At 63.7% G+C, this 25,897-nt stretch carries 21 protein-coding genes and 8 tRNA genes; 7 read left to right on the top strand and 22 right to left on the bottom strand.

From position 1 onward, the window contains the following. Positions 1-25: 25 nt before the first annotated feature. The gene (gene aceB, locus U5A65_RS18720) at positions 26-1,618 is read left to right on the top strand and encodes a malate synthase A (RefSeq protein WP_321946953.1); all 1,593 of its coding nucleotides are present in this window, start codon (positions 26-28) and stop codon (positions 1,616-1,618) included. Positions 1,619-1,729: 111 nt separating this feature from the next. Here aceB and U5A65_RS18715 read toward each other — a convergent pair whose 3' ends face one another. Further along, positions 1,730-2,137 carry a gamma-glutamylcyclotransferase family protein gene (locus U5A65_RS18715; RefSeq protein ID WP_321946952.1) on the bottom strand — a complete coding sequence of 136 codons (408 nt, stop codon included), beginning with the start codon at positions 2,135-2,137 and terminating at the stop codon, positions 1,730-1,732. A gap of 170 nt (positions 2,138-2,307) precedes the next feature. On the opposite strand from U5A65_RS18715, the gene U5A65_RS18710 reads away from it, so the two are divergent. Then, positions 2,308-3,216 carry a helix-turn-helix transcriptional regulator gene (locus U5A65_RS18710; RefSeq protein WP_321946951.1) on the top strand — a complete coding sequence of 303 codons (909 nt, stop codon included), beginning with the start codon at positions 2,308-2,310 and terminating at the stop codon, positions 3,214-3,216. Positions 3,217-3,244: 28 nt separating this feature from the next. Here U5A65_RS18710 and U5A65_RS18705 read toward each other — a convergent pair whose 3' ends face one another. From U5A65_RS18705 to gltX, 9 genes are all read right to left on the bottom strand, one after another. Further along, positions 3,245-3,709: a GNAT family N-acetyltransferase gene (locus U5A65_RS18705; protein ID WP_133181337.1), complete on the bottom strand. Its 465-nt coding sequence runs from the start codon at positions 3,707-3,709 to the stop codon at positions 3,245-3,247. Positions 3,710-3,885: 176 nt separating this feature from the next. Then, positions 3,886-3,962: transfer RNA gene (locus U5A65_RS18700), tRNA-Asp, on the bottom strand. A gap of 81 nt (positions 3,963-4,043) precedes the next feature. After that, positions 4,044-4,119: transfer RNA gene (locus U5A65_RS18695), tRNA-Glu, on the bottom strand. Between the two features lie 60 nt (positions 4,120-4,179). Then, positions 4,180-4,256 (bottom strand) — tRNA-Asp (locus U5A65_RS18690). Positions 4,257-4,350: 94 nt separating this feature from the next. Then, a tRNA-Glu gene (locus U5A65_RS18685) sits at positions 4,351-4,426 on the bottom strand. A gap of 71 nt (positions 4,427-4,497) precedes the next feature. Then, positions 4,498-4,574, bottom strand: a tRNA-Asp gene (locus U5A65_RS18680). Positions 4,575-4,649: 75 nt separating this feature from the next. Beyond that, a tRNA-Glu gene (locus tag U5A65_RS18675) sits at positions 4,650-4,725 on the bottom strand. Between the two features lie 55 nt (positions 4,726-4,780). Next, positions 4,781-4,856 (bottom strand) — tRNA-Ala (locus U5A65_RS18670). 235 nt (positions 4,857-5,091) lie between these two features. Further along, positions 5,092-6,513: a glutamate--tRNA ligase gene (gltX, locus tag U5A65_RS18665; protein ID WP_321934879.1), complete on the bottom strand. Its 1,422-nt coding sequence runs from the start codon at positions 6,511-6,513 to the stop codon at positions 5,092-5,094. A 485-nt stretch (positions 6,514-6,998) separates the two neighbouring features. Here gltX and U5A65_RS18660 point away from each other — a divergent pair, with 485 nt between their 5' ends. Next, the gene (locus tag U5A65_RS18660; RefSeq protein ID WP_321946950.1) at positions 6,999-7,943 is read left to right on the top strand and encodes a patatin-like phospholipase family protein; all 945 of its coding nucleotides are present in this window, start codon (positions 6,999-7,001) and stop codon (positions 7,941-7,943) included. Between the two features lie 101 nt (positions 7,944-8,044). Here the strand turns inward: U5A65_RS18660 and U5A65_RS18655 are convergent, their stop codons facing one another. The 5 genes from U5A65_RS18655 to U5A65_RS18635 all read right to left on the bottom strand — a co-directional run bounded on the left by U5A65_RS18655 (position 8,045) and on the right by U5A65_RS18635 (position 14,639). Further along, positions 8,045-8,755 (bottom strand): C40 family peptidase, encoded by a 711-nt coding sequence (locus U5A65_RS18655; protein ID WP_321908858.1) that lies wholly within the window; start codon positions 8,753-8,755, stop codon positions 8,045-8,047. Positions 8,756-8,915: 160 nt separating this feature from the next. Further along, complete coding sequence (locus U5A65_RS18650; RefSeq protein WP_321934881.1) at positions 8,916-10,535, bottom strand: dipeptide ABC transporter ATP-binding protein; 1,620 nt, start codon at positions 10,533-10,535, stop codon at positions 8,916-8,918. Next, the gene (locus U5A65_RS18645; protein WP_158757636.1) at positions 10,532-11,638 is read right to left on the bottom strand and encodes an ABC transporter permease; all 1,107 of its coding nucleotides are present in this window, start codon (positions 11,636-11,638) and stop codon (positions 10,532-10,534) included. Before U5A65_RS18645 ends, U5A65_RS18650 begins: the two co-directional genes overlap by 4 nt. A gap of 1 nt (position 11,639) precedes the next feature. Continuing rightward, positions 11,640-12,677 (bottom strand): microcin C ABC transporter permease YejB, encoded by a 1,038-nt coding sequence (locus U5A65_RS18640; RefSeq protein WP_321908863.1) that lies wholly within the window; start codon positions 12,675-12,677, stop codon positions 11,640-11,642. Between the two features lie 27 nt (positions 12,678-12,704). Then, complete coding sequence (locus U5A65_RS18635; protein WP_415765151.1) at positions 12,705-14,639, bottom strand: extracellular solute-binding protein; 1,935 nt, start codon at positions 14,637-14,639, stop codon at positions 12,705-12,707. Between the two features lie 109 nt (positions 14,640-14,748). On the opposite strand from U5A65_RS18635, the gene fabI reads away from it, so the two are divergent. After that, positions 14,749-15,537, top strand: coding sequence for an enoyl-ACP reductase FabI (gene fabI / locus U5A65_RS18630; RefSeq protein ID WP_321908866.1), 789 nt, complete (start codon positions 14,749-14,751; stop codon positions 15,535-15,537). Between the two features lie 143 nt (positions 15,538-15,680). Here fabI and U5A65_RS18625 read toward each other — a convergent pair whose 3' ends face one another. The 7 genes from U5A65_RS18625 to cysS all read right to left on the bottom strand — a co-directional run bounded on the left by U5A65_RS18625 (position 15,681) and on the right by cysS (position 23,593). Next, a complete protein-coding gene (locus tag U5A65_RS18625; RefSeq protein WP_321908868.1) occupies positions 15,681-16,031 on the bottom strand; it encodes a hypothetical protein in 351 nt (116 codons plus the stop codon). Between the two features lie 596 nt (positions 16,032-16,627). Continuing rightward, a tRNA-Ser gene (locus U5A65_RS18620) sits at positions 16,628-16,721 on the bottom strand. 224 nt (positions 16,722-16,945) lie between these two features. Further along, positions 16,946-18,196, bottom strand: coding sequence for an aspartate kinase (locus U5A65_RS18615; RefSeq protein ID WP_321908870.1), 1,251 nt, complete (start codon positions 18,194-18,196; stop codon positions 16,946-16,948). 495 nt (positions 18,197-18,691) lie between these two features. After that, positions 18,692-20,122, bottom strand: a complete 1,431-nt coding sequence (tilS, locus tag U5A65_RS18610) for a tRNA lysidine(34) synthetase TilS (protein ID WP_321946949.1) — start codon at positions 20,120-20,122, stop codon at positions 18,692-18,694. Positions 20,123-20,163: 41 nt separating this feature from the next. Then, entirely contained in the window at positions 20,164-21,135 is a 972-nt protein-coding gene (locus tag U5A65_RS18605; protein WP_158757629.1) for an acetyl-CoA carboxylase carboxyltransferase subunit alpha, read from the bottom strand. A gap of 128 nt (positions 21,136-21,263) precedes the next feature. Next, positions 21,264-22,148 (bottom strand): DNA-3-methyladenine glycosylase, encoded by an 885-nt coding sequence (locus tag U5A65_RS18600; protein ID WP_321908874.1) that lies wholly within the window; start codon positions 22,146-22,148, stop codon positions 21,264-21,266. Between the two features lie 47 nt (positions 22,149-22,195). Beyond that, positions 22,196-23,593, bottom strand: a complete 1,398-nt coding sequence (gene cysS / locus U5A65_RS18595; RefSeq protein ID WP_321934883.1) for a cysteine--tRNA ligase — start codon at positions 23,591-23,593, stop codon at positions 22,196-22,198. 285 nt (positions 23,594-23,878) lie between these two features. On the opposite strand from cysS, the gene U5A65_RS18590 reads away from it, so the two are divergent. The 3 genes from U5A65_RS18590 to U5A65_RS18580 all read left to right on the top strand — a co-directional run bounded on the left by U5A65_RS18590 (position 23,879) and on the right by U5A65_RS18580 (position 25,895). Next, positions 23,879-24,595: a tetratricopeptide repeat protein gene (locus U5A65_RS18590; protein ID WP_321908878.1), complete on the top strand. Its 717-nt coding sequence runs from the start codon at positions 23,879-23,881 to the stop codon at positions 24,593-24,595. 61 nt (positions 24,596-24,656) lie between these two features. Continuing rightward, positions 24,657-25,241, top strand: coding sequence for a peptidylprolyl isomerase (locus U5A65_RS18585; RefSeq protein WP_158757625.1), 585 nt, complete (start codon positions 24,657-24,659; stop codon positions 25,239-25,241). Between the two features lie 159 nt (positions 25,242-25,400). Next, positions 25,401-25,895 (top strand): peptidylprolyl isomerase, encoded by a 495-nt coding sequence (locus U5A65_RS18580; RefSeq protein WP_321908879.1) that lies wholly within the window; start codon positions 25,401-25,403, stop codon positions 25,893-25,895. Positions 25,896-25,897 lie beyond the last annotated feature (2 nt).

Raw genomic sequence — 25,897 nt, 5'->3', positions numbered from 1 at the left:
GTCTGACCGACCAAGGAGCAAGCAAATGGCGAACACGTTGCAACTGCCGCAAGGCATGCAGATCACGGCTGAAATCCAGCCCGGCTTCGAAACGATCCTCACGCCCGAAGCGCTCGAACTCGTTGCGAAGCTGCATCGCGCGTTCGAGCCGCGCCGCCAGGAACTGCTGAAGGCACGCGTCGAGCGCACGAAGCGCCTCGACGCCGGCGAGCGCCCCGACTTTCTTGCCGAAACGAAATCGATCCGCGAAGGCGACTGGAAGATCGCGGCGCTGCCGAAGGATCTCGAATGCCGCCGCGTGGAAATCACGGGCCCGGTCGAGCGCAAGATGATCATCAACGCGCTGAACTCGGGCGCGGACGCGTACATGACCGACTTCGAGGACTCGAACTCGCCGAACTGGGAAAACCAGATCGTCGGCCAGCTCAACTTGAAGGACGCCGTGCGCCGCACGATCTCGCTGGAACAGAACGGCAAGACCTACCAGCTCAACGACAAGACCGCCACGCTGATCGTGCGACCGCGCGGCTGGCACCTCGACGAGAAGCACGTGACGGTGGACGGTCAGCGTGTGTCGGGCGGCGTCTTCGACTTCGCGCTCTACCTCTTCCACAACGCGAAGGAACTGATTTCGCGCGGCAGCGGCCCGTACTTCTATCTGCCGAAGATGGAAAGCCATCTCGAAGCGCGCCTGTGGAACGACATCTTCGTCGCGGCGCAGGAAGGCGTGGGCATCCCGCGCGGCACGATCCGCGCGACGGTGCTGGTGGAGACGATCCTCGCCGCGTTCGAGATGGACGAAATCCTCTATGAGCTGCGCGAGCACAGCTCGGGCCTCAACGCGGGCCGTTGGGACTACATCTTCTCGGCAATCAAGAAGTTCAAGAACGACAAGGACTTCTGCCTCGCCGACCGCTCGCAGATCACGATGACGGTGCCGTTCATGCGCGCTTACGCGCTCGAATTGCTCAAGACTTGCCACAAGCGCAACGCACCGGCTATCGGCGGCATGAGCGCGCTGATCCCGATCAAGAACGACGAGGCCGCCAACGACAAGGCCATGGGCGGCGTGCGCTCGGACAAGGCGCGCGACGCAACGGACGGCTACGACGGCGGCTGGGTCGCGCACCCGGGCCTCGTGCCCATCGCGATGGAAGAGTTCGTGAAGGTGCTCGGCGACAAGCCGAACCAGATCGGCAAGCAGCGCCCGGACGTGAACGTTGCGGGCAAGGATCTGCTCGACTTCCGTCCGGAAGCGCCGATCACCGAAGCCGGCCTGCGCAACAACATCAACGTGGGCATCCACTACCTCGGTTCGTGGCTCGCAGGCAATGGCTGCGTGCCGATCCACAACCTGATGGAAGACGCGGCGACCGCCGAAATCTCGCGCTCGCAGGTGTGGCAGTGGATCCGCTCGCCCAAGGGCAAGCTCGAGGACGGCCGCAAGGTCACGGCCGAACTCGTGCGCGATCTGATTCCGCAGGAGCTGGACAAGGTGAAGGCGTCGGTGGGCGGCGACACCAAGCCGTACGAGCGCGCCGCGCAGATCTTCGAGCAGATGTCGACGTCGGAAAACTTCGTCGAGTTCCTGACGCTGCCGCTGTACGAAGAGATCTGATTCATCGGTATTGCTAACGAATAGCCGATGCAAAAGGCCCGACGGATGAGAATCCGTCGGGCCTTCGTGTTTTCATGCGCCGCGCTCACGGGAGCGCCGCGCGTCTTCGGGTCAGCGCGCGCGCCGATGCGTGACCCAGTCGCCGCCCGCAATCTCGGGGCGTCCTGCAATGGCGGCAGACGCAACCGGATAGTAGAGGCAAGCAATGCGTTCGCCCTGCACCTCGATATCCACTTCCTTCGACACGAAGAGTCCATCCACGCCCGGATAAACCTGCTCGATTTCGTCGAGTACGGCGAGGAGCGCGTCGTCGATTTCGTAGACGTCGCCGACGACCGACGAATGCGCATCCGGCGCTTCGGCCACCATCCCCGGATAGCTGCCGAAGTCGAAGAGCCGACCGGCGAGCGTGGTGAGACCGAGGTGACGCGGGCGCGCGATCGCGTTGCGATCCGCCGCGAGGTTGATGTCGTTGATCTCGCCCGCGCGCAGCGTGCCGTAGACGAACACATATTTCATGGCTTTTTTTCTCCTTCAGGGTGGCTCGCGCCGCACGAGCACGCTATCGATCCGTCCACATTATGCCCGGCCATTAATGCATGCGGCCCAGGCCGCCGCGCGCGAGACGTCTACAATGGGTGCGCCAGACTTGGCGACCCCGTCGCCCAACCCGCCGCACCGTGCCCGTCATGCCCGAGGATTCGCCCAACGCTACGGTTAAAACCGCGGCCAGCACCGCAAGCCACCTTGCGCCGCCGCGCGCCGAACTCATCGATATCCCGCCCGAGTTCGCGCCTACGCCCACGCATCCTATCCGTGTGCGCTCGCGGCCCATGCCGGCCGGGGTATGCATCGCGCAGCACACGCACGCGTGGGCCCAGCTCGCCTACTCGTCGCGCGGCGTGCTGCGCATGGCAACGCCCGGCACGACGTGGATGGTGCCGCCCTCGCGCGCCATCTGGGTGCCGCCTCACATCACGCACGAAGTGGCGATCGTCGAGGATGCGTTCCTGCGCACGCTCTACGTAGACGAATCGGTGATTCCGCCCGGCCTCGACGCGTGCCGCGTGGTCGAGGTCTCAGGTCTGTTGCGCGAGACGATCGCCGCGCTCGACGAGCGTGGCATTCCTACGGCGCGCGAGCGCCTGCTCGGCGCGCTGGCGCTTGACGAGATCACGCGCTCGGCGCCGCTGCCGCTCGCCGTGCCGATGCCTGAGGAAAAACGCCTGCGCGCGCTGTGCGAGGCGCTGATCGCCGATCCGGCGGGGCCCGGCTCGCTCGAATACTGGGCCGCACACGTCGGCGCGAGTACCCGCACGATTGCGCGGCTCTTTCGCCAGGAACTCGGCGTGAGCTTTTCACAGTGGCGCCAGCAGGCGATCCTCGCCCGCGCCATTCCGCTCCTCAATCAGGGACGCCCGATGGCCGTCGTGGCGCAGGAACTCGGCTACCAGAGCCAGAGCGCGTTTTCAGCGATGTTTCGCCGCGCATTCGGCGAGAGCCCGCGCGCCTTCATCGCGCGCGGCTCGGGCGATCGCGACGAAGACGAACCCGAAGATTCCGTGACCGCCAGTCGCAACGATCATCGTGACGAATAGTGCGCGTTGAACAAGGTACCGGCTGCGTTCAGACCAGCCGTGTCATGTGGCGAATCGAGCCAAGCCGCGCAAGCCTCGGACCCGCCACGCGGTACCCCATGCGCAGATAAAGACGCGCGGCCGGGTTATCGACGAACACGCGCAGTTGCAGTTCGCGCAAGCCCCGCTCGCGGGCCCATTGGTGCGAGATGTCGAGCAGGAACGTGCCGGCGCCGTTGCCGCGATAGCCTTGGGCGATCTGCACATCGCGAATGTGCAGCGAGTCGCCCTCCTGCGTCACGCGCAGCACGCCGATCGCCTCGCCGTCGAGTTCGAGAATGAAATTCTCCGACTCGCGATAGCTCGCCAGAAAGAGATCGCCGCGCCAGACGAGGTGATGCCGCAAATAGTAGCCACCCATGTTGTTGCGCGTGAGCGTCTCCGCGAACTCGAAATCGTCCATGGTGGCGCGGCGCAGCTGAAACGGCGACGCAATGTCGTTGGGTGCGAACATGTCGGCAAGCGGGGAAACGAGGTTTCGACAACGCTACGATAACGCGCGACCGTCGGCAATCGCAGATTGTCCGTACGGAAAAATGAAATGGCGCGTAGGGAAAGAATGAGGAGAGAAGGAAGAAACGTCTGCGGAAAAAGAAAAAGCCCGTTGGACGTATCCAACGGGCTTCATTCTGGCGGAGCGGACGGGACTCGAACCCGCGACCCCCGGCGTGACAGGCCGGTATTCTAACCGACTGAACTACCGCTCCAGCTTGCTGCTCACCGGCGGGCGTCGGTCGATTCCCGCTGGCGGCGTCGCCACACTACTTTTTTGGCGCCGCATTTTCATTTGGCGTCCCCTAGGGGATTCGAACCCCTGTACTCACCGTGAAAGGGTGATGTCCTAGGCCTCTAGACGAAGGGGACAACACAGGCTTACGCCTTTTGAACTGCATTCCGCTCGCTACTACCGAACGGCTTTGAATCTGGCGGAGCGGACGGGACTCGAACCCGCGACCCCCGGCGTGACAGGCCGGTATTCTAACCGACTGAACTACCGCTCCAGCTTGCTGCTCAACCTGCGGGCGTCGGTCGATTCCCGCTGGCGGCGTCGCCACACTGCTCGCAGTGTTACTTCTTTGGCGCCGCATTTTGATTTGGCGTCCCCTAGGGGATTCGAACCCCTGTACTCACCGTGAAAGGGTGATGTCCTAGGCCTCTAGACGAAGGGGACAACACGTGCTTGCGCCTGTAATCGTCACTTTAACTAAAAAGCCCGCTCACAGTTTCTGAACGGGCTGGATCTGGCGGAGCGGACGGGACTCGAACCCGCGACCCCCGGCGTGACAGGCCGGTATTCTAACCAACTGAACTACCGCTCCAGTTCGACACAGCCAGATGGATGTCAATTGACTCCCACCTGGTACCTCGCCAATCTCATTGACGACGCTCATGTCTGGCGTCCCCTAGGGGATTCGAACCCCTGTACTCACCGTGAAAGGGTGATGTCCTAGGCCTCTAGACGAAGGGGACATGATCTTTTCAGATAATGCCGTTACCACACTCTACTGCGTACTACACGTTCTGTTGGTGGAGGTAAGCGGGATCGAACCGCTGACCTCTTGCATGCCATGCAAGCGCTCTCCCAGCTGAGCTATACCCCCTTGCAGAACAGAAGCGAGATTTTAAACATCAATTTCGCTTTCGTCAAGAGCTTTTGAATCGTTTTTTGAAGCGCTTCGAGGTTTCTTTGAAACATCGTTGCCCGATTCTGGGGCTCTTTGCGTGAGATTTGCTGCTAATTCGCGGCTATCTCGCGCTCCGTATTCAACGGAGCCCGAATACTACAAGAACTGCCGCCCGGGCGCTAGGGTCCGGGCGAAAAATTCTTCAAAAAATTTACTTTGCAGCCGAAATGCCCTTCTCGATACGGCTCACCACCGCATCGCGGCCGAACAGCACGAGCACCGCATCGACCGACGGCGTATGCGTCGTACCGGCCACGAGCAAACGGGCGGGCATCGCGAGCTGCGGCATTTTCAGCTTGTGCGCGGCGAGCGTGGCCTTGAGCGCGGCCGAGACGCCCTCCTTCGTCCACTCAGCGCCCTTGAGCGCGGCGGCGAGGTCGGCGAGCGCAGGACGCACCGCTTCCGTGATGTGCTGCGCGAGCGCTTCGGCTTCCGGCTGCGGTTCGCGGTAGAACATCATCGCGCTCTCGGCGATCTCCTTGATCGTGTTCGCGCGGTCCTTGAAGAGCGAGACCACGCCTTCGAGCGACGGGCCCTTGGCAAGCGCGGCCTCGTCCACACCGAGCGCAGCGAAGAACGGCCTGGAGAGCTCGGCGAGCCGCGCGTTGTCCACTTCCTTCAGGTAGTGGTTGTTGAGCCAGTTGAGCTTGTTGTGGTCGTACTGCGCGGGCGACTTGCCCAGATGCTCGAGGTCGAACCACTCGACGAACTGCTCGCACGTGAACACTTCGGCGTCGCCGTGCGACCAGCCCAGACGCGCGAGATAGTTGAGCACCGCTTCGGGCAGATAGCCGGCGTCGCGATAGCCCATTACGCTCATCGCGCCGTGGCGCTTGCTCATCTTCTCGCCCTGCTCGTTGAGCACGGTGGGCAGGTGCGCATAGACCGGTGGCTCGCCGCCGAGCGCGCGCAGGATGTTGATCTGGCGCGGCGTGTTGTTCACGTGGTCGTCGCCTCGAATCACGTGGGTGATCTTCATGTCGAGGTCGTCCACGACCACGCAGAAGTTGTAGGTCGGCGTGCCGTCCGGGCGTGCGATCACGAGGTCGTCGAGCTCCTCGTTCGAGATCTCCACGCGGCCCTTGACGGCGTCGTCCCATGCCACCACGCCCGTGAGCGGGTTACGGAAGCGCAGCACCGGCTGCACGCCCTCCGGCGGCGTGGGCAGCACCTTGCCCGGCTCCGGGCGCCACGTGCCGTCGTAGCGCGGCTTTTCGCCGGCGGCGCGCTGGCGCTCGCGCAGTGCGTCGAGTTCTTCGGTCGACATGTAGCACGGGTACACGAGACCCTGCTCCTGCATCTCTTTGAGCACTTCGCGGTACCGGTCCATGCGCTGCATCTGGTAGAACGGGCCTTCGTCGAAATTCAGGCCGAGCCACTCCATGCCTTCGAGGATCGCGTCGACCGATTCCGATGTCGAACGCTCGAGGTCGGTGTCTTCGATCCGCAAGACGAAGACGCCCTTGTTGTGGCGCGCGAACGCCCACGGGTACAGCGCGGAACGGATGTTGCCGAGGTGGATGAAGCCAGTCGGGCTCGGCGCGAAGCGGGTACGGACGACAGAGGTAGTCATGGGCGATTACTCGAGGACGATGCCATCCGCGGCGCGGCGCTGGCGATAGAAGCAGCCACGGCGGCGGACGGCCGGGGTTCGCGGCGCATTCGGCCCGCGCGGCAGCGCCGGGGCGCACAAGCTCGCGCGCGAACGGGAATCCGGAAAATTAGAGACGGGATTATACCCGCCAGGCACGGCTTCGGCCTGGGGGCGCGGTCCGGCGCACGCCTGTCGGTGCTGCGCTTCTCTCATGCGAGTCTTACTCAAATCTCGCGCGGACGCCCGCGCGCTCGCAAACCGGCAGGCGCTTTGTCACCTTCCGACACATCGCGTTACATGCACGCTCGCTAAACCGGCCGCGCTTTGCCTTATGATGTCGGCGCGCCGCCACCACGCTGCGGCGTCGCGCGCGCAAACACAGATACTCAGCCGCCCGCGCGAGCAGACCGGGGTACCGCATCGTTCCTGACCGAACACGAACGCGGACCGCATGGAGAACCTTCTTGAAGCAGTCATCGCCTTCGTTGAGCCGCCGCCACTTTTCGCTTGCGGCCGCCTCCACCGTCCTTGCCGCCTGCACGACCGCGGGCACGCAGACCGCCAGCGTCCCGCCGCCCGTCACCACTGCGCCCCCGCCGCCGGTCGGCAAGCCGACGCGCCCGATTCGCGTGGGCCTCGCGCTTGGCGGCGGCGCCGCGCGCGGCTTCGCGCATATCGGCGTGATCAAGGCGCTCGAGGCGCGCAATGTGCAAGTCGACTTCGTGGTCGGCACAAGCGCGGGCTCGGTCGTCGCGGCGCTGTACGCCTCGGGCATGAACGGTTTCGCGCTCAACAAGCTCGCGCTGACGATGGACGAAGCTTCGATCAGCGACTGGGCGATGCCCTTCCGCACGCGCGGCCTCCTGCAGGGTGTGGCGCTGCAGAACTATCTGAACACCACGCTGCGCGAGCGCCCCATCGAAAAAATGGCGAAGCCGCTCGGCGTTGTCGCGACTGACCTGCGCACGGGGCAGCCCATCCTGTTCCAGCGCGGTAACACGGGTATTGCCGTGCGTGCGTCGTGCAGCATCCCGTCGATTTTCGAGCCGGTGAAGATCGCGGGCCACGAATACGTGGACGGCGGCCTCGTGAGCCCCGTGCCGGCCTCGTTCGCACGCAAGATGGGCGCCGATTTCGTGATCGCCGTGGACATTTCGTCGCGCCCGGAAACGGCCTCGACGCTCAGCCAGTTCGACGTGCTGATGCAGACCTTCACGATCATGGGCCAGACGATCAAGACCTACGAACTCGACAAGTACGCCGACGTCGTGATCCGCCCGAACCTCAACGCGATGTCGAGCAGCGACTTCACGCAGCGCAACGCGGCGATTCTCGCGGGCGAGGAAGCGGCGGCGCGCATCATGCAGGAACTCGAGCGCAAGCTTGCAGCGGCGCGCCTGACGGCCTGACCGCTAGACCCCAAGCGCCCCTTGGGCGGGCGTGCAAACACAAAAAGCCTGCTTCGCGAGAAGCAGGCTTTTTAGCTACCGGGTGCGCTACAAAGCCCCGATCAGTTGCCGCCGTTGGGGTCGAACTGTGCGCTCACGCGCTTGAGGCTTTGCTGCTGGTCCGGCGTGAACGACGTCTCGACACGGCGTGCGCCCGTGAAGCGCTTTTCCCAATAGCCGTCGTCGAGGTCGTCAACACGGATCGTGCTGCCGGTGGACGGCGAATGCACGAACTTGTTGTCGCCGATGTAGATACCGACGTGCGAGAACGTGCGGCGCATCGTGTTGAAGAACACGAGGTCGCCCGGCTTCAGGTTGCTCATGCTGACCTTCTCGCCCACGCGGCTCATTTCTTCGGCGCGGCGCGGCAGCGACATGCCGAGCGTGTCCTGGAACACGTAGCGCACGAAGCCGCTGCAATCGAGGCCGGAGTCAGGCGAGTTGCCGCCCCAGCGGTAACGCACGCCAATCATATTGAGTGCGCCGACAACGACGTCGCCGGCTTTGCCGGCCATGCCGGAGAGGAACGCCTTGGCGCCGCCTTCGGTCGGGGCCGGAGCCGCCGCCGGGGTCGCCTGGTTGGCATTCTGAAGTGCGTTCTGAACTGCAGGGATGGACTGCGGATTCGCCGAGCTGCTCGGCGAAAATGAGGCATTCTGGTTAAAGCTGCTTACTTCGTCGGCGAACGCGCCGGGAGCTGCGGCCATCAGTACGCCGATGAACATCCCGGCGACGACGCGCGTGCAAGCCTGGGTCAGGTATCGGTGCTGCATTGGTCGGTAGAAATTGCCCGTAAATCAGGGAGTTAGTAGAAAAGTTTGGACGATACTAGCCAGTAAGTATTTGTGTGTCAAAACAAATAGAAAAATTCAATCGCGACATTCACCTCATTGGTGAATTTCACCGAAATTCACCCTAAAGTTCCGCCAAAGCCTAGCGATCGAATGCGGCTTTCAATAATTTTCGGGTGTAAGGATGCGCCGGTCTATCGAAGATATTCGAGACCTCTCCCGACTCGACGATTGCCCCGTTCTGCATCACTGCGATCCGGTGCGCCATCGCGCCGATCACCTCCAGGTCGTGGCTGATGAACACGTAGCCCAGGTTGTACTTGCGTTGCAAATCCGTCAACAATCTCAACACCTGTTGCTGGATCGACACGTCGAGCGCACTGGTCGGTTCGTCGAGCACAATGACGCGCGGCTCCAGTACCAGCGTGCGCGCAATGGCAATCCGCTGGCGCTGGCCGCCCGAAAACTCGTGCGGGTATCGTTGCAAAGCGGTGCGATCGAGGCCCACTTCGCGCAGCACGCCGACCACGCGCTTGCGCCGCTCCTCGGTGGAGAGATCGGGCCGATGCAGCGCGAGCCCCTCCCCCACGATGCGCTCGATGGTCTGGCGCGGAGAAAGCGAACTGAACGGATCCTGAAAGACAACCTGCAGATGCGAGCGCAACGAAAGCCGCTCGCGCCCCTGATAGCTCGCGATCGGCCGCCCCTGGAACTCGACGACACCGCCCGCCGTTCGTTGCAACCCCAACATCGCCATCGCAAGCGTCGTCTTGCCCGAGCCGGACTCGCCGACGATGCCGAGCGTCTCGCCCTGGCGCACCGCGATGTTCGCGTCGTTCACGGCGCGATAGCGCCCCTTCTGCCACCAGCCGCGAAAACCCGGCAGCTTTGTTGAAAAGTCGACGATCACGTCCTTCGTCTGCAGCAGAACCGGCGCGATCGGCAGCACGGGGAGCACGTGGCGCTCCGGCCGGCTCGCGATGAGCCGCTGCGTGTACGGGTGCTGCGGCGCCTCGAAGATTTGCTCGACGCTGCCCGACTCCACGAGCCTGCCCTTCTCCATCACGGCCACGCGCTGCGCGAAGCGGCGCACGAGGTTCAGGTCGTGCGTGATGAGCAGCACCGACATACCGCGCCGCGCTGCCTCCTCGCGCTGCAGTTCGAGCAGCAGATCGACGATCTGGCCGCGGATCGTCACGTCGAGCGCGGTGGTCGGCTCGTCAGCGAGCAACAGGCGCGGACGGCACGCGAGCGCCATGGCGATCATCACGCGCTGTCGCTGGCCGCCCGAGAGCTGATGCGGATAGCTCGACACGCGCCGCCGCGCCTCGGCAATGCCCGTGCGCTCGAGCAGCCCCACCGCCTGCTCGTAGGCCGCTTTCTTCGACACGCCGTCGTGCAGCACGATGGTTTCCGCGATCTGCTCGCCGATCGTGTAGAGCGGATTGAGCGCCGTCATCGGCTCCTGGAAGATCATCGCGATGTCGCTGCCGCGCAGGCCGCGCATCGCGCGCTCACTTTTCGCGAGCAGATCCTCGCCGTCGAGCCGGATCGTTCCGCTGATCTGCGCGTCCTGCAAGAGCCGCAGAACCGCCAGCGCAGTCACAGTCTTGCCCGAGCCGGATTCGCCGACGAGCGCCACGCGCTCGCCGCGCCCGATCGCGAGCGTGATGTCGTCGACGGCAAGTGTCTCGTCAAAGCGCACGCTCAAATGCTCGATCGAAAGCAGCGGCGCGGCGATGTTTTCCGGCTGGGCGCTCACTGGTTGCCTCCGGCCTTCATGGCGTCGGAAATGCGCGTATCGAGCGCGTTGCGTAGCGCGTCGCCCATGAACGTGAGCAACAGCAGCGTGATGACGAGCACGCCGAATGTCGACATCGAGATCCACCATGCGTCGAGATTGCCCTTGCCCTGCGCGAGCAATTCGCCGAGGCTCGGTGTGGGCGGAGGCACGCCAAGGCCGAGGAAATCGAGGCTCGTGAGCGCGAGAATCGCTCCGCTCATACGGAACGGCAGAAACGTAATGACCGGCGTGAGACTGTTGGGCAGCACGTGGCGCCAGATGATCTGCCAGTTCGAAAGACCCATTGCGCGCGCGGCGAGCACGTAGTCCTGGTTGCGGTTGCGCAGGAACTCGGCGCGCACATAGCTCGCGAGCCCGATCCAGCCGAATAGCGACAACAGGACAATGAGCAGGATGAACCCCGGCTCGAAGATCGCCGCGAAGATGATGAGCAGGTAGAGCTCCGGCATCGAGTTCCAGATTTCGATCAGCCGTTGCCCGACGATATCGACCTTGCCGCCGAAATATCCCTGCACCGCCCCCGCCAGAATGCCGATAACCGTACCGATCGCCGTCAGCACGAGCCCGAACTCCACGGACACGCGAAAGCCATAGAGCAACCGCGCGAACAGGTCGCGTCCGCTCGCGTCGGTGCCGAGCCAGTTCTGCCGCGACGGTGGCGCGGGATTCGGCACCTTCGAAAAGTAGTTGAGCGTGTCGTAGTAGTACGGATTAGGCGGATAGATCGCGAAGTTGCCGGGCGCGTCGAACCGGTGGCGGATATACGGATCGAGGTAGTCGGCAGGCGTCGGGAAGTCGCCGCCGAACGTCGTCTCCGGGTACGCCTTGAAGAGCGGAAAGTACAAGTGACCGTCGTAGCGCACGACGAGCGGCTTGTCGTTGCACCAGAGCGGCGCCGCGAGGCTCGCCGCGAAGGCCACGACAAAGATGATGAGGCTCCAGTAGCCGAGCCGTTGCTGCTTGAAGCGCAGCCACACCCGCCGCGCGGGCGTGGGCGACTTGAAGGCGCGCACGGACTCGGTGCGCAGCTCGGACTCGGCGCCGGCACGGACTCGGTTCAACTCAGCGCTCCAGTTGTTCGAATTGAATGCGGGGATCGACCCACACGTAGCAAAGATCGGAGATCAGATTCGTCAGGAGTCCGATCAACGTGAAGAGATACAGCGTGCCGAGCACGACTGGATAGTCGCGCCGCACGACGGACTCGTATGAAAGCAGCCCGAGCCCGTCGAGCGAGAAAAGCGTTTCGATCAGCAGGCTGCCCGTGAAGAACGCGCCGATGAACGCGGACGGGAAGCCCACCACGAGCGGCAGCAACGCGTTGCGAAACACGTGCTTCCAGAGCACGGTGCGCTCCGAGAGGCCCTTGGCGCGCGCCGTCAGCACGTATTGGCGGCGGATCTCTTCGAGAAAGGCGTTCTTGGTCAGCATGGTCGTGACGGCAAAGCTGCCCACCACCGAGGCTGTAACCGGCAGCGCGATGTGCCAGAGATAGTCGAGAATCTTGCCGCCGAGCGAAAGCGTGTCCCAGTTATCGGAGGTGAGATTGCGCAGCGGAAAGAGCTGCAGGAACGAGCCGCCGCCAAACAGCACAAGCAGCAGCACGCCCAGCACGAAGCCCGGAATCGCATAACCGACGAGCACGACGAGGCTCGTCACGAGATCGAAGCGCGAGCCGTTGCGCACCGCCTTCGCGATGCCCAACGGCACCGATATCAGATAGGTGAGGAAGAAGGTCCAGAGACCAATGCTGATCGAAACCGGCAGCTTCGAAATGATGAGCGACCAGACGCTCTGGTGATGGAAATAGCTCTGCCCGAGATCGAAGCGCGCGAAGCGCCCGAGCATCAGGAAATAGCGCTGCAGCGGCGGCTTGTCGAAGCCGTAGAGCTGCTTGAGCTGCGCGATCTGCTGCGCGTCCACGCCCGAATGCGCGCGCATGCCGAACGGCATGCCCTGCTCCGCCCCGCGTCGCAACTCTCGCACTGCCTGCTCGACGGGGCCGCCCGGCACGAACTGGATCACGCCGAAGGTCAGCGTGAGCACGCCGAACAGCGTCGGGATCATCAGCAGCAGGCGTTTGACGATGTAGCTCCACATGATTCGTTGCTTCCGTCGTGTCCGTTGTTAATGACCAGCGGCTTGCTGCCCGGGTTGCGGCCGGGGTGGTGACTTCAGCCACCACGTCGAGATGATCCAGTCATTCGCGCCATAGTACAGCGGCAATTTCGCCGGATATGCCAGCGTGTTCTTGAACGCCACACGGTGCGTCGCGCTGAACCACTGCGGCACCACATAGTAGCCGTGCATCAGCACCCGGTCGAGCGCATGCGTGGCGTCGAGCAGTTGCTCGAGCGTTTGCGCCTGCGTAAGCGCCTTGAGAATCGCATCGACGGCGGGCGACTTCAGGCCCAGCAAGTTGCCCGAGCCCGGCTCGTCGGCGGCCTTGCTGCCGAAGCGGTCGACCTGTTCCGCGCCGGGCACCTGAACGTCGGGGAACTTGATGGTCGTCATGTCGAAGTCGAACGCGTCGAGCCGCTTCTGGTAGAGCGCAAAGTCGACCGAACGATAGTTCACCTGGATCCCCAGCCGCTTGAGCGCCTGCGTGTACTGCGCCATGATCGGCGCCCACTGCGCCGAAGCGCTCGTGTCGTCGAGCACTTCGAACGTGAACGGCTCGCCCTTCGCGTTGCGCAGCGCGCCATCGCGGTAGGTCCAGCCGGCGTCGGCCAGAAGCGCGCGCGCCTTGAGCAGATTCGCGCGCAGCGAGCCCGGCGGCGTCGTATCGGGCTGCAAGGGCGGCGGCCCGAACACGGCGGGGTCGAGCGACTTGCGCCACGGCTCGAGCAAGGCAAGCTCGCCAGGCGACGGCAGGCCCTTGGCCTGCAGCTGCGTGTTCGCGAACCAGCTGTCGATGCGACGGTACTGGCTATAGAACAGCATGCGGTTGAGCCACTGGAAATCGAGCGCGAGGTCGAGCGCGCGGCGCACGCGCACATCCTGGAACACGGGCTTGCGCAGATTCATGACGAAGCCCTGCATGCCCGTGCCATTGTGCTGCGGGAATTCGCGCTTGATGAGCTCACCGCTGTCGAAGCGCTTGCCGACATCGCGCCGCACCCAGTTGCGCGCGACGTATTCGACGAGCGCGTCGTACTCGCCCGCCTTGAAGGCTTCGAGGCGCGCCACGTCATCCGAATAGAGCTTGTAGGTAATGCGCTCGAAATTGTTGGTGCCCACACGCACCGGCAGATCCCTGCCCCAGTAGTTGGCGTCGATTTTGTAGGTGATCGTGCGGCCGTTCGAGTAGCGGTCGATCACATACGGGCCGCTGCCGATCGGCTGCTCGAACGCCAGCTGATCGAAGGCGATGCGGCTGCCGTCCGGGCGCAATCCCCACTTGTGCGAGAACACGGGCATGCCGCCGGCAATGAGCGGCAGCTCGCGGTTACGGCTGCGGAACTCGAAGCGGATCGTCGCGGGATCGACCACGACCGCGCGCGTGATCTCGCTGAAATACGCCTGCATGGAGGGCGCGGCCTGGCGGCTCTTCAGGGTATCGAGCGAAAACTTCACGTCTTCGGCTGTCACCGGGTCGCCGTTCGAAAAGCGCGCTTTCGGGTTGATGTGAAACGTCACCGAAAGCGCGTCGGGCGCGATACGGATATCGTCGGCGAGCAGACCGTAGGCGGAGGCCACTTCGTCGAGACTTCCCGTCGTGAGGCTCTCGAACAGCATGCCGAGGCCCGGCGCCGGATTGCCGCGTAGCGTGAACGGGTTGAACTTGTCGAAGCTCGTGAGGCGGTCGGGGTTGGCGAGGACGAGCGTGCCGCCCTTGGGCGCATCGGGATTCACGTAGTCGAAGTGCGCGAATCCTTGCGGATATTTGGGCTCGCCATACTGTGCGATGGCGTAGACCGCGTGCGCGGACGGCATGGCCATCAGCCAGAATGCGAGCGCCAGACACGCGGCCGCCAGCCTTTTTCCAGGCGCGAACCATGCCGCAGGAACGGTTGCCCCAAGCGCGCCGCGCGCCGTCCTGCCTCGCGTTCCTGTCGTCATAGATCGGTAATTGTCCGGGCTGCCTTGTCAGTTGTGAGAGAATTCTACCCAAACCACGCGGCGCCGCCCTTACAGGCGCCGGGCGCAATGACCTGATTTAGGAGAATTCATGGGCTTCCTCGCTGGCAAACGCATTCTGTTGACCGGCCTGCTGTCGAACCGTTCGATCGCATACGGCATCGCGCAGGCATGCAAGCGCGAAGGCGCGGAACTGGCGTTCACGTACGTCGGCGACCGCTTCAAGGACCGCATTACCGAGTTCGCGCGCGAATTCGAAAGCGACCTCGTGTTCCCCTGCGATGTGGCCGACGACGCGCAAATCGAAGCGCTCTTCACCGACCTCAAGCAGCACTGGGACACGCTCGACGGCCTCGTCCACTCGATCGGCTTCGCACCGCGCGAAGCGATCGCGGGTGACTTTCTCGACGGCATGACCCGCGAGAACTTCCGTATTGCGCACGATATTTCGGCGTACAGCTTCCCGGCGCTCGCCAAGGCCGCCAAGCCGATGCTCGCCCAGAATGCTTCGCTGCTGACGCTGACCTATCTCGGCGCCGAACGCGCCATCCCGAACTACAACACCATGGGCGTCGCGAAGGCCGCACTCGAAGCGAGCGTGCGTTATCTCGCGGTGGCGCTCGGCGGGCAAGGCGTGCGCGTGAACGGCATCTCCGCTGGCCCGATCAAGACGCTTGCGGCAAGCGGCATCAAGGGCTTTGGCAAGATTCTCGACTTCGTCGAGCAAAACGCCCCGCTGCAACGTAACGTGACCATCGAGCAAGTCGGCAATTCTGCCGCGTTCCTGCTCTCTGACCTGGCAGCCGGCGTGACCGCCGAAATCATGCACGTCGACTCGGGCTTCAACGCCGTGGTTGGCGGAATGGCCGGACTCGAGTAAGCCTGCCTTCGCGTCTACCCGTTGTGCGCGCCTCGTTGCGCGTGCAACGACAGACAAGCAAAAGCCGCCCAATGGGCGGCTTTTCTTTTGGCGCAACGCGTTACCCGTGTCACACGCGTTACGCCAGCAACCAGCCTCGCGGCTTAGTGCCAGTGTCCCGGAGGACCACCGTGGTCGCGGTCATAGTGACCACGGCCCGGGCCGTCGTAGCCGCCGTGGTGACGATACCAGTCGTCGCGCCCCCAGTAGCGGCGGCCGTCCCAGTAACGGTCGCCATGCCAGCCGATCACGATGGCCGGCGGCGCCGCGTAGACAGGAGCCGGTTGATAAACGACCGGCGGCGGGGGCGGCGGTGCGTAGACCGGCTGCGGAGCGACATAAACCGGGGCCGGAATACCGATGTTGACACCAACGCTCACGCCAGCCATAGCAACGCTCGATGCGCCGATAGCCACGCCCCCGAGCAGCATTGCAACAACACGTGGGAACTTCATGGACTCACCTTTCGGGTTTGATGTTTTGTTGAAACCAATATAACGCACGGTCTTGGCCGGCGTATTTCAAACTTGTAATAACTGATGCACAAACCTGCCCTGCGTTCGATGTCGTTACGTCTCGTTACACCCACGCGAAGGCTGGCGGCGCGCAGCGCAGTGCGAATGCGCACATCGCTCGCGTGCTTTTCGCGACCCAGTGTTGCCGTGAGCATGGGCAACGCGGCGAACGACGGCGCAGCGGAGGATATCACCGCTGGCGCCAAAGCGTGCGGGCGCCAGCAGGACCTTGGGTCATGAGTGCGGCATGCACGTGAAAACGCCGTTTCATTCGCATGACGAACGACTTTGCGCACACCCCGCTCTTCCACCAGGCGTTGCGCACGACTCGATGTGGGACCCCATATCGCTTCCCTGACATACATCCATCGCAGTCCTGATTAAATGAATCCTGGAAATCGGGAATCGACAACGGAGCCGCCTCGACGGCGGCAAGAAGCAATAAGCGGCCGATCAAACACCGACTTCACGCACAACGTGGGCCAAAAAAACAAAAACCCCGCAAGCCGAGACTTGCGGGGTTTCGCCGCCATTACTGGCGGAGACGGAGGGATTCGAACCCTCGATCCAGGTTTTGGCCCAGATGCTCCCTTAGCAGGGGAGTGCCTTCGACCTCTCGGCCACGTCTCCCGAAAACTTCGTTCGCGCCAGGGAGGCAGCGCAACGAAGCCAAGATAATAGCGGGTTAGCGCCTTCCGGTCAATTCATACGACGCTTTTTTGCAAAGTTTTTTCTGCAAGCGCACAACGAACGTCGCGCGCGGCATCTCAAATCAGAATCAAGCGGAAAAACTGCGTCACATCCGCGTCATACAACCCAGACCCAACGCCAATACAACGCCAACCCAGCGCGATTTACGCGTGCTCGAGGTCGAATGCCTTGTGCAGCGCGCGGACCGCCAGCTCCATGTACTTCTCGTCGATCAGCACCGAGATCTTGATTTCCGAAGTCGAGATCATCTGGATGTTGATGCCCTCTTCCGAGAGCGTGCGGAACATCTTGCTCGCCACGCCCACGTGCGAGCGCATGCCCACGCCGACCACCGAGACCTTCGACACCTTCGGATCGCCCAGCACCTGCTCGGCGTTCACGTGACCCTTCACCTGGTTGTTCAGGACATCCATGGCGCGCTGATAGTCGCCGCGCGGCACCGTGAACGTGAAGTCGGTCTTGCCGGCCACGCTCTGGTTCTGGATGATCATGTCGACGTCGATATTCGCGTCCGCCACCGGGCCGAGGATCTGATACGCGATGCCCGGCTTGTCGGGCACGCCCATCACGGCAATGCGGGCCTCGTCGCGCTGGAACGCGATACCCGAGATGACTGCTTTTTCCATGGTCTCGTCTTCTTCAAAAGTAATCAGGGTGCCCGAGGTCATTTCCTCGTCGAGGTTCATCATCGGGTCGGTCAGGCTGGAGAGCACACGCGTCTTCACCTGATACTTGCCCGCGAATTCCACCGAGCGGATCTGCAGCACTTTCGAGCCGAGGCTGGCCATTTCCAGCATCTCTTCGAACGTAATGCGATCGAGACGGCGTGCGTCGTCGACCACACGCGGGTCGGTCGTGTACACGCCGTCCACGTCCGTATAGATCAGGCATTCGTCGGCCTTCAGCGCGGCTGCGACTGCAACCGCCGAAGTGTCCGAGCCGCCGCGGCCGAGCGTGGTGATATGGCCTTCCGGGTCGATGCCCTGGAAGCCCGTGATCACGACCACCTTGCCTTCGTCGAGGTCGGCCAGCACGCGCTCGCCGTCGATGTCGTTGATGCGGGCCTTGGTGAACGAGCTGTCGGTTTTGACCGGCACTTGCCAGCCGGTGTAGCTGATGGCGTCGACGCCTGCATCCTGCAGCGCGATCGAGAGGAGACCAACGCTCACCTGCTCACCGGTCGACGCAATCATGTCGAGCTCGCGCGGGCTGGGCTGCGGCGAAATTTCTTTCGCGAGACCGAGCAGACGATTGGTTTCGCCGGACATCGCCGAGGGCACGACGACCATCTTGTGGCCGGCCTTGTGCCATTTGGCGACGCGCTTGGCGACGTTCTTGATGCGCTCGACCGAGCCCATCGAGGTGCCGCCGTATTTGTGTACGATGAGTGCCATTGTCGTTCTGAACTGGAGATGTTACCGCGCTGGCGCACCGAAGGACCGGGCCGCCCGGACGCTTATGGCCATGGCGGCGGCTTCAGCGCGTGCAGCACGCGCGGGTTTTGCCCTCAGGGGCGCGAAGGCCGGCGCATCGTGTCGATTGGTGATGCGCGCTTGTACCTTCTCGTGCCTTCTTGTGGCTTGCACTTGCGCCCTGCCCGCATGCCGCTACGACGTCCCTGCAACCGTCGGATACCGCTCGAAGGAAAAATCGCGCCTTCATGGCACACGCCGCTTTTGACGGCGTCCGTGAACGCGAAAAAGCGGGCTGGACAAACGACTTACACTACCCGATTGACGTCAAAATTACAAGACGAAACAGGCTTGCGGAGGGCGAAAAAGGCTTGCGGGGCAAGGATTTGCGGGGGAACGATCACGCTTGCGCCGATCGGTTCAGCCACGGCCGTGCGGCAACTGCGCACCAACTGCGCGGTGACCGCGCGCGTGAATTCAGGCGATCAGTAAATCTTCGCGCCATTCGATGCGACGCCAGGCCACGCCCGGCTCGCCTGGCGCCGCACCGAACGCCGACCGGTTGACGCCGATACGGGGCACGAACAGCAGCGTCTCTCCCGTGAAGAGCAGCGGCACGTCGCGCTCCCATGCGGGCACGCCACGCGTCTGGAACAGATTCTTGAGCGTGCGGCTCACGTTCGCAGCCTCGTCGCGCAAACGCTCGCCGCCGCTACGCTCGCGCGCGACGAGCGGAGCGCTCGCGAGCACATGCTCTGGGACGGCGTCGGGGTCGTCGGGCGCGGCAGGCGCAAAAACGTAGGTGCCGCGCCACGATGGCAGACGCCAGATTTCCTCGCCGCGCCACTTCAACGACACAGGCGCACGCGAATGCGTGGCGCCCTCGCCTGCGCGTTCTTCGCGTACGGCTGCGGCTTGCCACGTGACGATGCCGCGATACGCGCGCAAGCGGTGTCCGGCGTGATCGACGCGCAATGCGTGAGCGTTCAGGTCGTCGCGCGCAACCTCGCGCAACTGCCGCAACATGTCGGCCAGCCGCGCCGCCGATGCCGCCGACAGGCCAAGCGAGCGCATCCAGTAGCGCAGCACATTGAGCGCGCGCGGGTCGTCGAGCGCGACCAGCGCGGTGTGTGAAAGCGCACTTGCATCATCGAGTCCAACGTCGCGCAAATCGATCCGCGCCAGATCGTCGAGCAGACGCTGCGAAGCAGCCGCATGCGCCGCCGTGCGCGCGAGCGCGTCGCGATAGCCGGGGAAATGGGCCGAGAGCGCCGGCATCACGTCGTGGCGCAAGGCGTTGCGTGCGTAACGCGTGTCGTCGTTCGACTCGTCCTCGATCCACTGCACGCCATGCGCGCGCGCATAGCGCTCCAGTTGCGTGCGCAACAGAGCGAGCAATGGCCGCATGCGCACCGCGCCATTGCCGCTCGCGCGCGCAGGCGCCATCGCCGCGAGCCCCGCGAGTCCCGCGCCGCGCAGCAACTGCAGCAGCACTGTTTCCGCCTGATCGTCCGCATGCTGCGCGAGCCAGAGCACCTCGACACCATGCACCGCGCACATCGCGTCGAGCGCGCGATAGCGGGCATCGCGGGCGGCCGCCTCGACGCCGCCCGCGTCGTCGCGCGCCAGCTCCACACGCCGTGCGTCGAACGCCACGCCGTGGCCGCGCGCGCTCGCCTCGCAATGGGCGAGCCATGCGTCGGCGTTCGGGCTCAGTCCGTGATGCACATGCAGCGCAATCAGACGCGCAGCGCCGGCCGCGCGCACTGCGGCATCGAGCAGCACCGACGAGTCGAGCCCGCCGCTATACGCGATCGCGATGCGTGCGTCGTTGGGAAGCGCGGAAAGCACAACGCCGAGCGCATCGAGAATGATGCGCCCGGCGTCGGATTCGGGATGGTCGGTCACAGCACGACCGCAGACGTAATAGAGCGTTGACGTCGCGCGCCTTACGCGCCCGGCGTCGTTTCCTTGTACTTGCCGTAGGCCATCAGGCGCTCGAAACGGCGCTCTTTCAGGTCGGCGATGCTCATGCCCTGGAACTGGCGCAGTGAGTCGGCAAGCGCGCGGCGCAGCAGCGCAGCCATGCCCTTCGGGTCGCGATGCGCGCCGCCGAGCGGCTCGTTCACGATCTTGTCGATGAGACCCAGCGCCTTCAGGCGGTGCGCCGTGAGGCCCAGCGCTTCCGCGGCTTCCGGCGCCTTCGCAGCGCTCTTCCAGAGAATCGATGCGCAGCCTTCCGGCGAGATCACCGAGTAGGTCGAGAATTGCAGCATCATGACCGTGTCGGCAACCGCGACGGCGAGCGCGCCGCCGGATCCGCCTTCACCGATGATCGTCGTGATGATCGGCGTCTTGAGTTCGGCCATCACGTAGAGATTGCGGCCGATCGCTTCCGACTGGCCACGCTCTTCCGCGCCGATGCCCGGGTATGCGCCCGGCGTGTCGACGAACGTGAAGATGGGCAGACCGAACTTCTCGGCGAGGCGCATGAGGCGTTCGGCCTTGCGATAGCCTTCCGGGCGCGGCATGCCGAAGTTGCGCGCGGCACGCTCCTTCGTGTCACGGCCCTTCTGATGACCGATCACCATGCAGGCCTGACCATTGAAGCGCGCGAGGCCGCCAACGACAGAAAGGTCGTCCGCGAACGAGCGGTCGCCATGGAGTTCGTGAAAATCGGTGAAAAGCTCGTGCACGTAATCGAGCGTGTACGGACGCTGCGGATGACGCGCGATCTGCGAAACCTGCCACGGGCTCAGGTTCGCATAGAGGTCCTTCGTGAGCTGCTGGCTCTTCTTCGACAGCCGCTCGATTTCTTCCGAAATATCGACGGCCGAATCGTCCTGAACGAAGCGCAGTTCTTCGATCTTCGCTTCCAGTTCAGCGATCGGCTGTTCGAAATCCAGAAACGTGGTCTTCATGTGTGGGAATCCTTCACTTTGCGGCAGCGCGTATTCTAACCGCGCCAGCCCGCGCCGAAATCGGCTCAGAACTATCGATTTCTTCGATCGATAGGATTTTTCTTAAAAATTAACGGCTGACTCAAGCCTCACGACGGCTCGAGGCTGCGCCACATGTACCACGTCGCGACAGTACGCCACGGCTCCCAGTTGGCCGCGACTTCGCGCGCTTCGCTGCGCGTGACCGGCTCGCCACTGAAATAGTTGACGCTGATCGCGCGGATCAGACCGAGATCGTCGAGCGGCAGCACGTTCGGGCGCGCGAGATTGAAGATCAGGAACATCTCGGCGGTCCAGCGGCCAATGCCGCGAATTGCCGTGAGCTCCGCGATCACGTCCTCGTCGTCCATCGACGTCCACTTGCCGACATGCAGCGCGCCCGAGACGAAATGCTGCGCGAGATCGAGAATGTATTCCGTCTTGCGTTTCGAGAGCCCGCACGCGGCGAGCTTTTCGTGACCGAGTTTCAGGAACTGTTGCGGCACGAGCTTCGGACACGCGGCTTCCACACGCTGCCAGAGCGCTTGCGCCGCCGCCGTCGAAATCTGCTGGCCGACCACCGAACGCGCGAGCGTGACGAACGGATCGTCGCGGCTCAGCAAATGCACTGGGCCGAACTTCGGAATCAGCTTCTTGAGAATACGGTCGCGCTTGACGAGGTCCGCGCAGGCCTTGTCCCAATAGTCGGGACGCTGCACTTCGAATTCGAGATCGCCGAGCGCATTCGCCGCCGGCTCCACGGCTTCGAGCACCGCCGGACCATTGGAGAGCGCGGCCTCGATCGCCGCGCCGTCGAGCGCCTCGTGCGATGTGGACGCGCCGTTTGCCTTACCACGCGCCGCCTTGGTAGCCGGCTTTGTCGCTGCCTTGCCGCCCGCGCCATTGAGCGCGCGCTTTGCACCTGCGGGTGCGCCCGCAGTTCCGCCCGTTAGCGACGCAGACCGCCTGGTCTGCGTCTTCGTGGCCGTTGCCATCCTGCCTCCTGCCTCGCGAATCGATCAGTGGAAACTGGACAGCCCGCTTACACGCGGCGCCACTCGGTCAATCCGCCCGGTTTGTCTTCGAGCGCGACACCGGCTTCGAGCAGTTCGGCCCGAATCCGGTCCGCCTCCGCATACTGCTTCGCCTGCTTGGCCGCCGTGCGCGCCGCGATCTTCGCTTCGACCGCTGCCACGTCGAGCGCGCCCGCCTCTTCTGCGCCCGCAGCCTGTTGCAGATACACGCGCGGCTCGCGCACGAGCAGCCCGATCACGCGTGCGAGGCGCTGCAGCTGACGCGCGAGCACGGCGTCGCGCGTACGATTCACCTCGCTCGCGAGTTCGAACAGCACGGCGATCGCCACCGGCGTGTTGAAGTCGTCGTTCATTGCCGCACGAAAACGCTGTGCGTACGGCTCATTCCAGTCGAGCTCACCGGCGTCGGGCGTCACGTCCTTCAACGCCGTGTAAAGACGCGTGAGCGCGTTGCGCGCGTCGTCGAGATGCACGTCGCTGTAATTCAGCGGCGAGCGGTAATGCGCGCGCGCCATGAAGAAGCGCACCACTTCTGCATCGTACTTCGCCAGCACTTCGCGGATCGTGAAGAAGTTGCCGAGCGACTTCGACATCTTCTCGTTGTCGATATTCACGAAGCCGTTATGCATCCACGTATTGACGAACGTCTTGCCGGTCGCGCCTTCGCTCTGTGCAATCTCGTTCTCGTGGTGCGGAAACTGCAGGTCCTGGCCACCGCCATGAATGTCAAAGTGCTCGCCAAGCAGCGTGCAGCCCATGGCCGAGCATTCGATATGCCAGCCCGGACGGCCGCGCCCGTACTTCGAGTCCCAGCTCGTGTCGGCCGGCTCTTGCGGTTTTGCCTGTTTCCACAGGACGAAGTCAAGCGGATCCTGCTTGGCATCGTTCGTCGCCACACGTTCGCCCGCGCGCAGGTCCTCGATCGACTTGCCCGAGAGCGCGCCATAGTTCGCGAACTTGCGCACGGCGTAGTTCACGTCGCCGTCCGCACCCTGGTACGCGTAACCGTTGCGCTCGAGCTTGCCGATCATGTCGAGCATCTGCGGGATGTACTGCGTCGCGCGCGGCTCATGGTCGGGACGCTCGATGCCGAGCGCGTCCGCGTCTTCGTGAAGCGCTGCGATGAAACGGTCGGTGAGCTGCTTGATCGTCTCGCCGTTTTCCACCGCGCGACGAATGATCTTGTCATCGATATCGGTAATGTTGCGCACGTAGGTCACGTTGTAACCGAGCGCGCGCAACCAGCGCTGTACGATATCGAACACCACCATCACGCGCGCATGCCCGATGTGACAATAGTCGTACACCGTCATCCCGCAGACGTACATACGCACGACGCCGGGCTCGAGTGGCACGAAAATTTGCTTGTCACGCGCGAGCGTGTTGTAGATGCGCAGTGATTCCATAAAGGCGATGGATACGTGGGTCGAAAGAAATCCGCGGCGGCGCCGACCGCAGCCAGCGGGTGATGCCCGCATGACTCAGGCTGCTGTCTGTCGGCGTCCGGACTGCAAACAGGTTGCTATGCTCAGCGGAGACGACCACGAGTGGCGTTGGAAAGCCCGGCGACTCGCGCAAGCGCCCGTAATGCAAACATAACGCGAACAAACGGGCGAGGGACAAAGCGCGCGACGAAAACGCACAGACCTTTTGTTAGAATGGCTCGGAGTATAACACCGCGACCTCACCCTATGAAACCTTCCAGCGGCCGCGCGCCCCGCGCTGCGACCCTTGCCGCGTCGGCTCTCTCGAGCGTCGCGATCGTGCTGTGCAGCGTGAGCATCGCGCATGCCGCGCCCCCGGCGACGTCCGACGCCACACCAGGCGCCGACGCAGCGATCAGCCAGCAGGACTGGGCTGGCGCGCTGCGCCAGCTCGACGAACGCATCAAGACGAACCCGCGCGACGTGCAGGCGAAGTTCAAGCGCGCGACCATTCTCGCGCGCCTGAACCGCGACGACGACGCGATCGAGGCGTTCACCGAACTTACGCAGCTCTACCCCGAACTGCCCGAGCCTTACAACAATCTCGCGGCGCTTTATGCCAAGCATGGCCGCTACGAGGAGGCGCGCGTCGCACTCGAAACGGCGGTGAAGGCGAACCCTTCGTATAGTCTCGCGTGGGAAAATCTCGGCGACCTGTACCTGCGTCTGGCCGATGCGTCATACCGACGCGCGCAAACGCTCGGTCACACGAGCGGCGCGACGTCGCAACGCCTCGCCGACATCGCGAAGATCATCTCGCCGCCGCCCGCTGCGAAGAAAGCGAACGCCGCTGCGGCAGCGCCAGAAGCCGCGTCGGGCGCAAGCCCGACGGCGCTCGTGCCCGCGTTCACCAATCCCGCGTACCAGTTCGGCGGCTCGACGGGGTCGCTGGCGATGCCGCCTTTCGTGGCGCCGTCGAACTAACACGTGGCGCGCAGCACCTCGCGCGCCGCAACACGTTTTTCCCGCACTTCCGAGGATACTCATGAAATGGTTGATGTTGGCGCTCGGCAGCGCCGCCCTGATCGCGAACGCACCCGCCTTTGCGCAAAACGGCCAGCCGGCCGCCGCGCATCCGCAAGTGCTCTTCAAGACCAGTGAAGGCGACATTCGCGTCGAACTCTATCCGGAGAAAGCGCCGAAGACCGTCGACAATTTCCTGCAGTACGTGAAGGCTGGCCAGTACAACGGCACGATCTTTCATCGCGTGATTCGCGGCTTCATGATCCAGGGCGGCGGCTACACGCAAAGCTTCGTCGAGAAGCCCACGCGCGCGCCGGTCGCGCTCGAAAGCAAGAACGGCCTGAAGAACCTCACGGGCACGATCGCGATGGCGCGCACGAGCGACCCGAATTCGGCCACCGCGCAGTTCTTCATCAACACGGTCGACAACGCCGGCCTCGACTATCCGAACCCGGACGGCAACGGCTATGCCGTGTTCGGCAAGGTCACGCAGGGCATGGACGTCGTGAAGAAGATCGAAGCGGCGCCCACCACCTCGCGCGGCCCGATGGCCGACGTGCCGCAAAAGGAAATCGTGATCGAATCGGCGACCGTCGTCGGCAAGTAAAGCGCCGGCAACACGCCAGGTCATCATCGACTAACCGGGCGGCAACGCCGCCCTCACCCGTCGCACGTCGCGGCGCCGGCACACGCGTTGGGCAACACGCCCCGCCTCTTGCCGACGCAGCGACGTTCACTCCCCCAGCCACAGGCAAAGGATCCCATCATGGTCGAACTGCACACGAACCACGGCGTCATCAAGCTCGAACTGAACGCCGAGAAGGCCCCGAAGACGGTCGCCAACTTCCTCAACTACGTGAAGAACGGCCACTATGACGGCACGGTGTTCCACCGCGTCATCGACGGGTTCATGATCCAGGGCGGCGGCTTCGACGCCGGCATGAAGCAAAAGCCGACCGAAGCGCCGATCGAAAACGAAGCGAACAACGGCCTGAAGAACGAACGCGGCTCGATCGCCATGGCGCGCACCAACGACCCGCACTCGGCATCGGCACAGTTCTTCATCAACGTGGCCGACAACGACTTCCTGAACCACTCGTCGCCGACGCCGCAAGGCTGGGGCTACGCCGTGTTCGGCAAGGTCGTGGAAGGCCTCGAAGTGGTCGACAAGATCAAGAAGGTCAAGACGGGCTCGAAGGGCTTCCATCAGGACGTGCCGGTCGACGACGTCGTGATCGAAAAGGCTGTCGTCGTCGAATAAGC

The sequence above is a fragment of the Paraburkholderia sp. J10-1 genome, from assembly GCF_905220165.1.
GTDB lineage: Bacteria > Pseudomonadota > Gammaproteobacteria > Burkholderiales > Burkholderiaceae > Paraburkholderia.
The sequence above is the reverse complement of the archived record's forward strand: the minus strand, read 5'-3'. Positions and strand labels throughout refer to the sequence as shown.